The following is a 14,481-nucleotide window of genomic DNA, read 5'->3' as shown; positions in this document are numbered from 1 at the left end:
GGGGCACGTGAGGTCAGCCTGGGAGCTCGCCGCGCAGCTCGTACGTCTCCAGGCGCGTGCGGGCGCCGGCCTTGCGCAGGGCGGCCACCAGGGGCTCGTTGTCCGTCATCACCACGCCCATCGACTGACGCGCGGGCCCCACGCGGGCGAAGGCGTCCTCCAGGAGCGCGCGGGCATGCGCGAGGGACACCGCGAAGAACGGATAGAGCACCGCGCCGCCGGAGCGCAGGTCCATCAACCCCAGCAGCTCCGTGCCCCGCGTCAGCTTCCAGAGCTGGTGCGAGGCCAGTGACGAGAAGCGCGCGAGCTTGCCCGGAATCATCCCGAAGGCCTCCGTCAGCGGCGCCCAATCCGACGACTCCACGAGCGACACGCGCGGGCCCCGGGGCGCCTCCGGCAACGTGGCCACGTGGGCCCGCGTCACCTCCAGGTCCGTGGCCTGCCGCGCGCGCCGCATCCCCAGCGAGCCATACAGCTCCAGGGCCGGCGTGTTGTCGCGCACCACCGTGAGGGACCAGTGCTGGCAGCCCTGCGCGCGGAAGCGCTCGGCCGTCCTCAGCATCATCCACCGCCCCAGCCCCTGACGACGCGCCTCGGGCGCCACCACGAGCTGGCCCACGTACCCCATGACGCCCAGCGCCTCGGTGGAGGTGTACCCCACCACCCCACCCGGCCCCTCCACGAGAAAGGTGCGAGCCGCCAGCTCCTGCTCCCACATGGACGCCGGCGGCGGAGGGTCCTCCAGCCCCAACTCCGCGAACAGCCTGACATACGTCGGGTAATCGTCGGCGCGTCCGGGCCGCTGCACCCACGGACACGGCCCCACATCCACCGTCATCGGCCTGCCTCCGGTTAGAAGGAGCGATACCGACGCGAGCCTGACTCAACGTCCGACGGCACAAAAGAAGGCGGCCCGACACTCCAGGGGAGGGTCGGGCCGCGGGTCTTCTGAAGGTGACTCACCGGAAGTGCTGAAGGGGTGGGGGGGAACCGCCTTCAGCCTCGCTTCGATGTGTCCCGCGTGAACCTATAGCAGTCGCCGTGCCAGACCCCGATTTGAAACAAACTCCAGTTTTCTCAGGCACTTAGAGGTCTGCCCAACATTGGCCCACCCCGGCGATTGCATTTCAGCCCTGCAATCGGCTTTCAGAACTGAAAATCTCCAATGAGTCCGGGCGGTTGTGCTTTTCACCGATGAACCCCGTTCATTTCGGATCTGAATCCACGGGTGCGCAAAAGTTACACGTCCAACTCCACCCTACTCCCGACCCACCTCGTTGGGCGGCCGGAGGTTGAGGCGCTTCATCTTGCGCCACAGGGTGGTGGAGGAGACGCCCAGCTCGTCGGCGACGCGAGCCAGGTCCACGCCGTGGCGCTCCAGAGACTGGGCGATGGCGCGGCGCTCGGCGTCCTCGACCACCTGGGCCAGGGTGGGCCCCGCGCTGGTGCCGGGGGGCAGGGTGCCCGGGCCGTCCAGCGCGCCCAGGGAGCTGGCGCCGGCGACGGGCGTCAGGCGGGCCTGACGCAGCGGGAAGTCCTCGGGCAGCAGCTCGTCGCTCTCCGAGAGCGCGGCGGCCTGCTCGACGAGGTTCTCCAGCTCACGCACGTTGCCGGGGAAGTCGTAGCTCATCAGGTGCGTCACCGCGGCGGCGGACAGGCGCCGGGGGTTGGGGCTGCGGGCGTTGGCGCGCCCCAGGAAGTGCTCGGCGAGCGCGGGCACGTCATCCAGGCGCTCGCGCAGGGGCGGCACGCGCAGCGTCACCACGTTGAGGCGGTAGTAGAGGTCCTGGCGGAAGCGCTTCTCGCGCACCTCCTGCTCGATGTCGCGGTTGGTGGCCGCCACGGTGCGCACGTCCACGCGCAGCGCGGTGGACTCGCCCACGCGGCGCACCTCGCCCTCCTGCAGCGCGCGCAGGAGCTTCGACTGGAAGGTGGGGCTGGTCTCCGTCACCTCGTCGATGAAGAGCGTGCCGCCGTCGGCCTCCTCGAACAGGCCCCGGCGGGCCTTCACCGCGCCAGTGAAGGCGCCCTTCGCGTGGCCGAACAGCTCGCTCTCCAGCAGCGTCTCGCTGATGGCCGCGCAGTTGACGGGCACGAAGGAGCGCCCCTTGCGGCGGCTGTGGGCGTGGAGCGCGCGCGCCACCAGCTCCTTGCCCGTGCCGCTCTCGCCCTGGATGAGCACCGTGGCGTCGCTCTGCGCCACGCGCATCAGCCGCGAGGTGAGGTCCCGCATGGCGGCGCTGCGCCCCACCAGCGCGGACAGGCCGTGGCGCTCGTTGAAGTCCGTGGCCAGGTTGTCCACGTCGCGCAAGAGGCGCGCGCGCTCCAGGGCGCGCTCCACGCGGTAGCGCAGCTCGCTCTCCTTGAACGGCTTGGTGACGTAGTCGTACGCGCCCAGCCGCATGGCCTCCACCGCGCTCTCGATGGAGCCGAAGGCCGTCATCATGATGACCTGCAGCCGAGGGGCCACCTCCAGCGCGCGCCGCAGGAGCGTCAGCCCGTCCATGGGCTCCATCTTCAGGTCCGTCAGGAGCAGGTCCATGCTGCCACCGGACAGGTGCGCCAGGGCCTCCTCGCCGGTGCCCGCCTCGAAGACGGTGTAGTGCTCGGCGCGCAGGAGCAGCGCGGTGGTCGCGCGCATGTTGCGCTGGTCGTCCACGACGAGGATGCGTCCGCGGGACGGCGGGAGGTTCGCGTCGGTCATGGGAAGGACGGGGGCTGCGAGAGGGGGAGCCGGAAGGTGAAGGTGGTACCGCGACCGGGGGTGCTGTCCACGGCGATTTCGCCGCGGTGCTCCTCGAGGATTCGTTTCACGACAGCCAGTCCCAGGCCGGTGCCCTGGGCCTTGGTGGTGAAGAAGGGCTCGAAGACGCGGTGGAGCAGCTCGGCGGGAATCCCCGGCCCCTGGTCCGCCACGTCGATGCGCAGCTGCTCGCGGCCCGCGTGGGCCTCGCGGCGCGCGCGCACCTGCACCAGCCCCCCTTGCGGCATGGACTGGATGGCGTTGACGGCCACGTTGACCAGCGCCTGGCGGATGAGCCGGCGGTCCATGGGCACGGGCGGCAGCCCCTGCTCCACCTCCGCGTCGATTCGCACCGGCCGGTCCGGCGCCCCACCCTGCGCGCGCGCCGCCTCCAGCGAGTCCTGGAGCACACGGCTCAGGTCCTCGTGCTGGAGCACGGGGTCGCGAGGCCGCGTGTAGTCGAGCAAGTCGCCGACCATGCGGTTGAGGCGGTCGCTCTCCTCGCCCAGGATGTCCAGCAGCATGGCCGCGTCGCCGGAGGGCTCCAGGAGCCGGCGCAGCGAGGCCACCGCGTTGAAGATGACGCCCAGGGGGTTTCGCACCTCGTGGGCGACGATGGCGGACAGCTCGCCCAGCGCGGCCAGCCGCTCGCGCTTCACCATCTCCGCGCGCGTGGCGGCCAGCTCCGCGTAGCTGGCCCACAGCGACTCGTACAGGCGCGCGTTGGCGATGGAGAGCGACAGCTGGCCACACGTGGCCTCCGCCAGCTCCACCAGCTCCGGGCTGAACGTCCGCGCGCGGCGCGTGTCGTCCACCAGCACCACGCCGATGAGCTCCTCGCGCGAGGTGAGCGGCAGCGCCAGCAGCGCCTTCTCCCCGAAGCGCTGGACGAGCTGCGGGTTGAAGCCGCCGCCGGAGGCCTCCACGTCCTCGATGACCACCGGCTTGCGCTCGCGCGCGGCGCGCGCCGCCACGCTGTCACTGGAGAGCGACAACACCACCGTGCGGAAGAAGTCGCGGTGCGCCGCGGAGGCCGCCGCGCCCCGGAGCACCTTCGCGCTCTCGTCGTACAGCATGATGTAGCAGTTGGAGACGTCCAGCAGGTGGACGAGGAAGTCCGACGCCACGTCGAGGATGCTCGAGGTCTCCAGCACGCCCGACGTCGTCCGGGCCAGGTCCAGGAGCAGGCGCGTCTCGGTGAGCTGGCGCGCGGACTCCGAGCGCAGCCGGCGCTGCTCGAGCAACGTCATCAGCAGCTCCGACAGCGTCCCCAACAGCCGCACGTCCCGCGCGTCGAAGGGCCGGTCCGGCGCGCGCAGCACCTGGAGCACGCCGCACACCTCGCCGCCCCGCGCCAGCCGCACCGCCGCGCCGCTGCCCAGCGTCCCTTGCGAGGCCTCGCGCAGCGCCTGGGCCTGCGCCTCACTGGTGAGGTCGCCATCCAGCGCGTCCGGCACCGAGCCGCCCATCACCCCACCCAGCCGCGCGACATCGCCGCCCGGGCCCACCACCTCCGTCAGGCCGACGTGGGCCGACAGCACCAGCGGCCCCTCCGCGCCCCGCGTCAGGTGCAGCGCCGCGGCCTCCGCCAGCAGCAGCTCCGACACGCGCGAGAGGAAGTCCTCGGGCGTGGGCGGAATCGGCCGCGCCACGAAGCGCGCCATCTCCGCGACGGCCCCCACCTCCCACCGGCTGCGCGTGCTGTCCGACTGCACGCGCGCGTCCGTCAGCGCCGCGCCCACCACCTTCGCGAAGAGCGTCAGCACCGAGCCATGCCGGGGCGCCACCCACGGGCCCTCCACGCGAAGGACCTCCACCTGGGGGCCGCCGACGGGCAGGTACACGTGCGTGGGCGAGGCCCGCTCCGCGCCGCCGAACACGGGGCGCCCGTCCGACAGCGCCTCCAGCCCCAGGGCCACGTCCGGCGGAGGAGCACCACCATCCAACGGGTTCAGCCGCAGGCCATCCCAGCGCAGGAGCCGCACCCGGAAGCCCGCGGCCTCCAGGCCCTTGAGGGCCACGCGGCGCACCGCGTCCTCGGAGTGCGCGGACACCAGGCTCGCCGAGGTCTCCACCAACCGCTCCGCCATGGACAGCTCGGGGGGCTTGTCCGTCAGCGGCAGCAGGTTGAGCAGCAGCGCGTGCCGCCCGCCCTCCAGCGGGATTCGGGACGCGTAGAGGGCCACCTCGCGCGTGACGCCGTCGGCCGAGGGCACCTGGTAGACCTGCGTCCTCGCCTCCATGGCCCCGCCGGACTCCACCAGGCGGTAGCGCTCGATGAGCCGGCTGCGCTCCTCGGGCTGGACGAAGTCCATGACGGAGCGCCCCTCCACCCGCTCCCGGGGCAGCCCCAAGAGGGCGAGGTAGGCGTCATTGGCCGCGGACACGCGCCCGTCCACCACCGCGAGCACGGGGTTGCCGAAGGGCTCGATGAGGGCGCGCAGCGACGCCTCGCTGTAGTGGCTGGTGCTCATCCGCGACGCAGAACCCGCTTCTCGCCCACCCGGAGCGTCACCTTCTCCCGGTCGAAGTACTCGGACAGAGGGATGACGAACTTGCGGCTCTGTCCCACCAATTCCTTGAAGGACTGGGTGGTAATGTCCTTCTTCTCGCGCAGGTGGGCAACCAGCCGTTCCTTCAAGGCCTCCAGACAGCCCGCGTCGAAGCACAGCTCCTCGCTGACGCGCACCACCTTGCCTTCGGCCACCAGGAGCTTCAGCAGCTCGCGCAGGCGGGGCGCCGGGAGCTGGAGCTTCTGGGACAGCTCGCCCTCGGTGGGCGGCGCCAGACCCGCGGCGGACAGCTCCGCGGCGAGCCGCGCCCGCGCCGCCTCGTCCCCCAACGACAGCGCGCGTCCACGCCCCTTCAGGCGTACCAGGTCCCGCTCGACCTCCAGCTTCCCGGCGTCCCCCAGCCCCTGCAACACCCGCTGGAAGGCCCTCGCATCCAGCTCACCGGACAGCCGCTGGCGAAGCTCCTCGCGGGACAGCCCCTCACGCAGGGGCTCACGCTCATGGAAGGCCGCCAGCACCGCGAGCGCCCGGCCTTGCAACCCCTCGAGCACCTCGCCGGACAGGTACAGCCGGCTCTCCCGGTCCAACAGCACCACCGCGCCCCGGGCGCCCAGGAGCTCCAGCGCGCGCGTGAGCACCTTGGGCCCCAGAGCCGAGCGGCCGAACAGCGCCTGCTGCGTGAGCCCCGCATAGCCGGCCTGCCGGAGCAGCCACGCCACCTGCCCCGCGGGGTCCGCCTCGCGCAGCGGCGCCACGATGGACGCGCCGCCCTTGCGGCGCCTGGGAGGGGAAATCGACAGCACGCGCCCGCCGGCCACCGTCGCGCCCCGCCCCGGCAGCGCGCGCGAGCCCCGGAGGATGAAGCGCTGCCCCACGAGCGCGGCCACCGGTGCGTCCAGGCGCAGCTGCGCGAGCGTCGTCTCGCCGGGCTCCAGCCGCTCCACGTCCAGCAGCGCCACCGTGGCCTCCACCTGCGCGGTGCCCAGGTGCAGCAGGAGCTTGCGGCGGCGCGGCAGGGGCGACGGCGCGGAGGGCAGCAGCGTCAGCTCCACGTCGAGCATGCGCGTCTCGGGCAGCTCTCCGGCGCGCGTCAGCACCTGCCCCCGGTGGAGCGACTCCGGCTCCACGCCCGGTAGGTTCACCGCGGCGCGCTGGCCCGCCTCCACTCGCGCCACCGCCCGGCCATGCTGCTGCACCCCGCGCACGCGCAGCGGCCCGGGCGTGCCCGGCAGGAGCGACACCGCGTCATCCACCGCCACCGTGCCCGACAGCAGCGTGCCCGTCACCACCGTGCCGAAGCCCTTGAGCGTGAAGACGCGGTCCACCGGGAGGAACGTGGGCCCCTCCGAGGGGCGCTTCCCCAGCGAGCCCACCGCCCGGGTGAGCGCCGCGCGCAACGCCGCGAGCCCCTCGCCCGTGCGCGTGGAGCACGGCACCACGGGCGCGCCCTCCAGGAACGAGCCGGCGGTGAGCGCGGCGAGGTCCGCCTCCACCAGCGCGCGCCACTCGGGCCCGGGCTCGTCCAGCAGGTCCGACTTGGTGAGCGCGACGACGCCGGCACGAACGCCCAGCAGCCGGCAGATGTCCAGGTGCTCGCGCGTCTGGGGCATCACACCCTCGTCCGACGCCACCACCAGCACCGCCAGGTCCACGCCGCCGGCGCCCGCGGCCATCGCCTTCACGAAGCGCTCGTGGCCGGGCACGTCGACGACGCCCGCGACGGTGCCGTCATCCAGCGTCAGGTGCGCGAAGCCCAGCTCCAGGGTGATGCCGCGGCGCTTCTCCTCCTGGAGCCGGTCCGTGTCGATGCCGGTGAGGGCCTTCACCAACGACGTCTTGCCGTGGTCGATGTGGCCCGCCGTGCCGACAATCATCGCATCACCGCGGTACGGCTCAGGCTCCGGCCTTGTCCGGGTCCTCGTCGAAGCGCGCGTCGCCGGTGCCCGGCGCGTAGTCCCACGGGAAGACGACGAGCGCCCCCGTGGAGATGCCCGCGAACTGGGGCGCGTACGCGTCCGGCTTCACCACCAGGCACGCCGTGGACACCTTCTTCGCCCCCGCCTCGCGCGCCAGCGCCATGGCCAATTCCAGCGTGTCTCCGCTGGAGGCCACGTCGTCGACGATGAGCACGCGCTTGCCCTTCAGCTCGCGCGGCATCTCGTTCGCGGGCTTCGGTCCGCCCCGCGGATGCGCCTTGTCGCCGCGGTCCCTGCTGCGGCGGCTGATGCGCACCGGGAAGAACGCGCACCCGAGCGCCGACGCCAGCGCGCCGCCCACGAACACGCCGCCGTGCGCCACGCCCACCACCGCCTCGGGCTGGAAGGACTGGCGGATGTCGTCGGCCATCTGCTGCACGGCGCGGTCCAACTGCGCCCAGGACAGCTCGCGCAGCACGCCCGCGGTGCGCTTGCGCGACTGGTCCTTGCCCGTCGGCTGACGGGGGGCCTCCGCCTGGGGCGCCAGGACCATGTCCGTCGGGATGGAGACCAGCTTGCGCGCCTGCTCGCGCGCGGCCGGCGACGGCGACGCGACACGAGACTTCGCGGGGGCCTTCTTCGACGACGAAGGCTTCGGGGAGGATTTCGCGGTGGGCTTGCGCTTGCCCTGGGCCTTGGGCCCGGGTGCTGCCCGCTTGGTGGCCACGGCGGTGAGCTCCGGCTGAAGTGCGGCCCCGTCATACCCCGAGGCGCGCGCCCTGGCCACATCCCCGCTCACATCCCCACCACCTCACGGACACACGAGGCGGTGGGGACCTCACGGCCCTCAGGCCTGGAGCTTCTCCTCCACCATCCGGTCCGCCACCTGCTCGGGGCGCAGGCCCGACTCCTTCGCGCGCCGCAGCACCGTGTCGATGGTGTCGAAGATGTTCGCCGCCCGGGCGTACGCCTTCTCCCGGTCGTACCCCGCCCACTCCTGGGCGACGTTGATGAGGCCGCCCGCGTTGGCCGCGTAGTCGGGCACGTACAGGATGCCCCGGCTGGCCAGCTGCTCGCCGTGGCGCATGGTGAGCAGCTGATTGTTGGCTGCTCCACACACCGCCTTCACCTTGAGCAGGGGCAGCGTGGTGTCGTTGATGGCGCCGCCCAGCGCGCACGGGGCGTACACGTCCGCCTCCATACGGTGCAGGGTGTCCGCGTCCACCGCCGTGGCGCCGTACTGCTTCACCGCGTGCTCCACGCTGGCCGCATTGATGTCGCTCACGAAGATGTGGGCGCCGCGCTCGTGCAGCTCCTTCACCAGGTACATGCCCACGTGGCCCACGCCCAGCACGGTGACGCGCAGGCCCTTGAGGTCCGCGCTGCCGAAGACGTGCTTGGCGGTGGCCTCCATGGCGCGCGCCACGCCGTACGCCGTGACGGGCGACGGGTCTCCGCTGCGCTCCTTCAGGCCGACGACGTTCTTCGTGTGCTTGCGCACGTGCTCCATGTCGTCGGTGCTGGTGCCGCTGTCCTCGGTGGTGATGTAGCGGCCGCCGAGCGATTCCACCGCGCGACCGAAGGACTCGAACAGCTTCGCCCGGTCGAAGTTGCTCCGGGGCAGCATAATGACCGCCTTGCCACCTCCGTGCGGCAGGCCCGCGAGCGCCGCCTTGTACGTCATCCCGCGCGCCAGCCGGAGCGCGTCCGCGACGGCCTCCTCCTCGCTGGTGTACGTGGACAAGGCACGCGTGCCACCCAGCCCAGGGCCGAGTCGCGTGTTGTGCATTCCGACGATGGCGCGAAGTCCCGTGCGGGAATCGCTGAGCAGGTGGACGGCCTCGTAGCCGCCTTCGAGCAGTTGCGTGAAGTAACTCATGGCGCGCGGCCTCTACCGAGGCCACGCACCCAAGTCAAACCGAGCCGCTCTCCAACATGCGCCGAATTTCATCTCCTGGAATGACATAGCGCGTCGTGCAGAATTGACACGTTGCTTCAGCCTGCCCTTCCTTCTCCAGCAGGTCCTGGAGCTCCTCGCGCCCCATGGCGAGCAGCGCGCGCTTCACGCGGTCCTCGCTGCACGAGCAGCCGAAGCGCAACGGATAGCGGGCCATCACCTCGAAGTCCGCCTCCGGCAGCAGCGCCCGCAGCACCGCGGACGCACCCGCGGGGGCATGGGCCCGAAGGGCGCCTTCGGCGTCACGACGCAGCCGCTCACCGAGCGCCTGGAAGACCTCCAGGTCGGCGTTGGGCAAGGGTTGGACGAGCAGGCCCGCGACGATGCCCAGGGACTCCGGCTTGCCGCCCACCTCGGCGGGCAGCTGCGCGAGCACCACGTGCGAGGGGAGCTGGTCGGACTGGTGGAAGTAGCGCTCCAGGTCGCCCGCCAGGTCGAAGCGCTCCAGCTCCACCGAGGAGCGGTAGTGCTCGCCACCGCCCAAATCGCGCAGGACGGAGAGGAAGCCCTTGTTCCCCAGCACGGGACGCCAGTGGTACTGGTCGTCACTGCCCGTGTACTCCACGAGCGTGTTCTTCACGTAGCCCCGCACCAGGCCGGACGTGTCACCGTCCACGAAGAGGCCCCTCAAGGGGCCGTCGCACTCGAGCTGGAGGTTGACGCGGGAGTCGCCCTTCTGGAGGGCGCCCAGCAGGGCGGCGGCGGTGAGGGACTGGGACAGGAGCGCCGCGGCGGCCGGGGCGGTGTGGTGGGTGGCCCGGGCCTGGCGGGACAGCTGCGTGGTGAGGGCCAGCACCACGCGGACATCGGACTTCTTCAGCAATCCACTGACGAGCTCATCGGACATGACAGGGCGAGTAGCGTGCCCGAGCCCGGCGTGCCCGCCAACGTCAGAAGGCGGACGCCCCGTCGCATGCCGGCCCGGCAGCAGGCCCGGCCGGGGTGACGCATAAGTCCAGGCTTATGCCTCCATGCGCGAAGGCTGGGATGCGCACGTGCGGAAGAAATCCAGCGTCGTGGCCGGAACGGCTATAAACCGCCGACCGACAGTCAGTCACCTGACCTTGAGCTGGGGCGCGGCCACCTGCCCGCGCGCCATCGCTGGAGAAACGATGAGCACCCAGGCCGCCACCGCCGACGCCGTTGCAACGAAGACTCCGCTCCTCAAGTCCCGCCTGGGCTCGTTCCTCGCGGTGGTGCCCCTGAGCTTCTGGGTCGTCAACCACCTGTGGGACAACCTGTCCGCCTTCAGTGGCGGTGACGCGTGGCAGAAGTCCGTCACCACGTACTCCAACCCGTATGCCCAGGCGCTCACGTTCATCATCGTGATGCTGCCGCTGCTGTTCCACACGGGCTGGGGCCTGGTGCGGCTCTTCAGCTTCCGGCCCAACAACAACCGCTACAACAACTACGGCAACTTCAAGTACATCCTCCAGCGCGTCAGCGCCCTGGGCGTGCTCGCGTTCCTGGGCGCCCACATCTGGCTGGCCTTCCTGCGCCCGCGCCTGATGCTGGGTCACCCGGAGATGTTCGAGGACATCGCCCGGGAGATGCACTTCCACGGCCCCACGCTCGTCGTCTACCTGCTGGGCACGCTCGGCACGGCGTACCACCTGGCCAACGGCCTCCAGGGCTTCGCGATGGGCTGGGGCCTGCTGGGCTCCGAGCGCGCCATGCGCCGCTTCGAGCCGGTCTCCATCCTCATCTTCCTGCTGCTGACGGCGATGAGCTGGAGCGCCATCTACGCGCTGTACCAGGCGGGCGGGGCCCTCGGGCCCGCGGGCCACTAGGCCTTCCTGTGTCACCGGGCACTCCGAGAGGAGTGCCCTCCTCGCGGTCCACACGTCTCGAAAAGCACACCGGCCGCCCCCGAGTCCTTCCGGGGAGCGGCCGGTTCGCTTCTGGGGTGTCCGACCGGAGCGGCCGGAGTCCCGACACGGCTCAGAACGGGATGTCGTCCTCGTTGTTGCCGCCGCCGCCACCGCCCATGCCGTCATCCATCGGAGGCGGCTGGCCGTAGTCGTTGTTGTCGCCGCCGCGCGGCTGCGAGCCGAAGTTCCGGCGCCCGCCACCACCGCCGCCGCTGCCCATGTTGTCCCCGGCGTCACGGCCGCCCAGGAACGTCACCGCGTTGGCCACGACCTCGGTCGTGTAGTTCTTGCGGTTCTCCTTGTCGGTCCACTCACGCGTCTGCAGGCGGCCCTCGACGTAGCACTGCCGTCCCTTCTTCAGGTACTCGCCGCAGAGCTCCGCGAGCTTTCCCCAGACGACGATGCGGTGCCACTCGGTCCGCTCCTGCTTCTGGCCGTTCTTGTCGGTCCAGCTCTCGCTGGTCGCGATGCGGAAGTTCGCGACCGCCTGACCTCCCGGGGTGAACCGCACTTCGGGGTCCGCGCCCAGGTTGCCGATGAGGATGACCTTGTTCACGCCTCCTGCCATGACTGCTCCCTCTTCCTTTTCGTCGAGTTCCCCCCCACCACGGGGGGGAAATAGGCCCACCGGGCATCAGCCCTGGCAGGTTGCCCTCCACGTATAGCAGTGCGCCCTGACATTTCCAGAAGGCGGACCGCGGCACGGGGCCCGCCCGGGCGACAGCGCACCAGGCGAGCAGACAGGACCTGACGGGTGCGGGACGGGCCCACCCGGGCGCGAACCCGAAGGCTCAGCGCACCCAGGACCGCACGCGAGGCGAACCAGGGCGTGGGTACGCCCCGAGCGTCGCGCGGCGGGGCCCGCCTTGAGTCACGCCCAGGAGACACCCGCCCAGCAATGCCCCTCGGTGGAACGAGGCTCAGGGTGAGCTGAGGCGGGCTCGCCGCCCGCTTCGATGCGGTGCACACGCGACAGCACGCAAAGCCCCCGCAGCCAGGTGCGTCGCGGCAGGGAATCGCCGCCCGGATGCAGCTCAAAGATGCGAGCCCCGGCCCCGGAAGGCCACCCGCCCGGCGCCTTCCGGTACGACGACCCGCGGTGGCGCGACGCTCGCTACCCGCCCGGGTGCGTCTCGGCGGTGCGGGCCTCGGGGGCGCTGCCCTGGGGCTTCGAGGACGCCGGAGGCGGCGTGCCCGCCGGAGCCACCACCTGCACCGGCGCGCCTTCCACCGGGCGGGCCTTGGCCTCCGCCACCTTCTGCGACAGCGTCGAGTCCAGGCCCTTGGCGAACGTCGCCACCTGCGGATCCGCCGCGCCCACCAGCTTGCGCAGCGATTTCCAGAACGGGTGGTCCGCCTGGCCCGTCTGCACCAGCGCCCGGGCCAGCAGCGTCGTGGACGCCTCGCGGTCCGAGGTCGACGCCGCGCGCAGCGCCACCACCAGCTCCTCCGGCGCCGTGCGAGCCACCTCCCCCAGGGCCACCGACATCTCGCCCTGCGCCGTGGCATCCGCGCCCGTGGCGCCCGCGAGCTCCAGCACCCGCGCCAGCGCCTCCGTGTTCCCGCCGGCCGCCAGCTCCACCATGCTCGTGACGCCCGGCACCTCCACCGCCAGCACCCGCGCCACCTCCCTCAGCCGGCCATACACATCACTGCCCGCCGAGTAGCTGTCCAGCAACGTGCGCGCGCCCAGGTAGTCGTGCGGGTTGGACTGGTACAGGCCCTCCGCCAGCACCGCGCGCACCGCCGGGTCCCTCTCGCTGCGCCACGCCGTGCGCAGGAAGCCCAGGTTGCGCGGATCCCTCTGACGGCCCAGCTCCAGGTACGTCTTCACGCGCGAGGCCACGTCCCCAATCGCGCCCGCCGCCTTGCCACCGTCCGCCAGCGACGCCACCGCGCTCGAGGGCCCCAGGCTGGAGCCCGTGGCCGCCACCGCCGCGCCCAGCGCGTCCAGCCCCGCGACGATGGGCCCGGCCCGGCCCGCGAAGTCGTTCACCATCATCGAGAACGAGAAGCGCTCACCGCCCGCGCTCGTCACGTAGCCGCTCAGCGCGGACACCCCCTCCAGCGTGCCCGTCTTCGCGCGCAGCCGGCCCACCGCGTCGCTGCCCTCGAAGCGGTACTTGAGCGTGCCGTCCTTGCCCGCGATGGGCACCGAGGACAGGTACTCCGGCGCGAACGGGAAGCGCTCATACATGTAGCGCAACAGCTTGTTGAGCTGCGTGGCCGAGAAGCGGTTCGCGTCGTTCAACCCGCTGCCGTTCTTCATCACGTACGTGCCGCGCTGGATGCCCACGTCGCGCTCGAGGAACTGCTCCACCACCTCCACGCCCTTGGTGAAGGTGCCCGGCTGGCCCCGCCCCTCGGCGCCCATCGTCTTGAGCAGCTGCTCGGCGACGAAGTTGCTGGAGAGCTTGTTGAGCCGCTTGAGCAGCACGTCGAACGTGTCCGACTGCGCCACGTACACCGCCCGGGCACGCGACGGCGTCGCCCCCGCGCGCACCCTCCCCTTCGCCTTGACGCCCCGCGTGTTCAGGAGCTGCTTGAGCGTCTGGCCGAAGTACATGGGCGGGTTGTCGATCTTCTTCCAGACACTCACCGCGCCGCCGCGCTCGGGCGGCACCTGCCCTCGCACGACAATCTTCTGCTGCGGCCCCACCGGGTCCGACGTCACCGACACCCGCCGCGCCCGGCGCGCTCCCGTGGAGAGCTGGTTGTCGACGATGAAGTAGTCGCTGGGCGGCTCCATCTCCACCACGCCCTTGGCGCCCGCGCTCGCGCCGGGCCGCAGGTAGATGGCCGCCGCGTTCCAGTTGAGGCTCAGCGCGCCCGTAGGCGCCATGTACGCCCGGTCCGAGTCCTCCTGGTCATACCCGGGCGGCGTGCGCTCGGCGTCGAACCACGAGTCGTCCACGACGATTTCGCCCACCTCGCGCACGCCCACGTGCCACAGCTCCGACACCATGCCCCACAGCCGCTCGGTGGTGACGGACGGGTCGCCCTTGCCGCGCACGTAGAGCGTCTTCACCTTGCCGTCCGCGCCCAGCTCCGGGTCCACGAGGAACTCCGTCTCGTAGCGGAACTCCGGCCCGAGCGTCGCCAGCGCCGCCGCGGACGTGACGAGCTTCACGTTGGACGCGGGGTTGAGCAGCTCGTCCGCGTTGTGGGTGAACACCACCGCGCCGTCATCCAGGCTCTGCATGTGCACGCCCACCCGGCTCACCTTGAGCGGGGCACGCTGGAGCACCTCGAGCAGCGCCGCGCGCAACGCCTCGCGGTCCGCGCGCTTCTCGGCGGAGGGCGGCGCCGCCAGGGCACCGGGGGGAAGCAGCAGGGAAACGATGGCCGTCGCGGCCAAGAGGTGTCTGGCTCGAAGAACCTGCACGCACGCTCCGGGGAAGTCGGCGGCCATTATGGTGAATCGCGTGAAACCACGGCAAGGGAGAGGGGGTGCGGGAGTCCACGGCTGGGCGCTCGCTCT

The 14,481-nt window shown here is 71.7% G+C and carries 10 protein-coding genes; 1 reads left to right on the top strand and 9 read right to left on the bottom strand.

The features are described from left to right. Positions 1 to 13: 13 nt before the first annotated feature. The 7 genes from AC6JA9_RS06205 to hslO all read right to left on the bottom strand — a co-directional run bounded on the left by AC6JA9_RS06205 (position 14) and on the right by hslO (position 9,976). A complete protein-coding gene (locus AC6JA9_RS06205; RefSeq protein ID WP_223783443.1) occupies positions 14 to 838 on the bottom strand; it encodes a GNAT family N-acetyltransferase in 825 nt (274 codons plus the stop codon). Positions 839 to 1,258: 420 nt separating this feature from the next. Then, positions 1,259 to 2,704, bottom strand: coding sequence for a sigma-54-dependent transcriptional regulator (locus AC6JA9_RS06200; protein WP_497959258.1), 1,446 nt, complete (start codon positions 2,702 to 2,704; stop codon positions 1,259 to 1,261). Further along, a complete protein-coding gene (locus AC6JA9_RS06195; RefSeq protein WP_267697932.1) occupies positions 2,701 to 5,217 on the bottom strand; it encodes an ATP-binding protein in 2,517 nt (838 codons plus the stop codon). Before AC6JA9_RS06195 ends, AC6JA9_RS06200 begins: the two co-directional genes overlap by 4 nt. Beyond that, complete coding sequence (gene selB / locus AC6JA9_RS06190; RefSeq protein WP_267697933.1) at positions 5,214 to 7,130, bottom strand: selenocysteine-specific translation elongation factor; 1,917 nt, start codon at positions 7,128 to 7,130, stop codon at positions 5,214 to 5,216. Before selB ends, AC6JA9_RS06195 begins: the two co-directional genes overlap by 4 nt. 19 nt (positions 7,131 to 7,149) lie before the next feature. After that, positions 7,150 to 7,971, bottom strand: a complete 822-nt coding sequence (locus tag AC6JA9_RS06185; protein ID WP_324289119.1) for a phosphoribosyltransferase — start codon at positions 7,969 to 7,971, stop codon at positions 7,150 to 7,152. Positions 7,972 to 8,019: 48 nt separating this feature from the next. Beyond that, entirely contained in the window at positions 8,020 to 9,051 is a 1,032-nt protein-coding gene (locus tag AC6JA9_RS06180; RefSeq protein ID WP_141324630.1) for a Glu/Leu/Phe/Val dehydrogenase family protein, read from the bottom strand. Positions 9,052 to 9,085: 34 nt separating this feature from the next. Next, positions 9,086 to 9,976 carry an Hsp33 family molecular chaperone HslO gene (gene hslO, locus AC6JA9_RS06175; RefSeq protein ID WP_223746152.1) on the bottom strand — a complete coding sequence of 297 codons (891 nt, stop codon included), beginning with the start codon at positions 9,974 to 9,976 and terminating at the stop codon, positions 9,086 to 9,088. 265 nt (positions 9,977 to 10,241) lie between these two features. On the opposite strand from hslO, the gene AC6JA9_RS06170 reads away from it, so the two are divergent. Further along, on the top strand, positions 10,242 to 10,919 hold the full coding sequence (locus tag AC6JA9_RS06170; protein WP_497959257.1) for a succinate dehydrogenase/fumarate reductase transmembrane subunit: 678 nt from the start codon (positions 10,242 to 10,244) through the stop codon (positions 10,917 to 10,919). Between the two features lie 151 nt (positions 10,920 to 11,070). Here the strand turns inward: AC6JA9_RS06170 and AC6JA9_RS06165 are convergent, their stop codons facing one another. Beyond that, positions 11,071 to 11,568: a single-stranded DNA-binding protein gene (locus tag AC6JA9_RS06165; RefSeq protein ID WP_223746150.1), complete on the bottom strand. Its 498-nt coding sequence runs from the start codon at positions 11,566 to 11,568 to the stop codon at positions 11,071 to 11,073. A 546-nt stretch (positions 11,569 to 12,114) separates the two neighbouring features. Continuing rightward, the gene (gene dacB, locus AC6JA9_RS06160; RefSeq protein WP_497959256.1) at positions 12,115 to 14,385 is read right to left on the bottom strand and encodes a D-alanyl-D-alanine carboxypeptidase/D-alanyl-D-alanine endopeptidase; all 2,271 of its coding nucleotides are present in this window, start codon (positions 14,383 to 14,385) and stop codon (positions 12,115 to 12,117) included. Between the last annotated feature and the right edge of the window lie 96 nt (positions 14,386 to 14,481).

This window comes from Myxococcus sp. MH1 (genome assembly GCF_059738865.1).
Note: the sequence above shows the minus strand (reverse complement) of the source record. Positions and strands in the feature narration are given on the sequence as shown.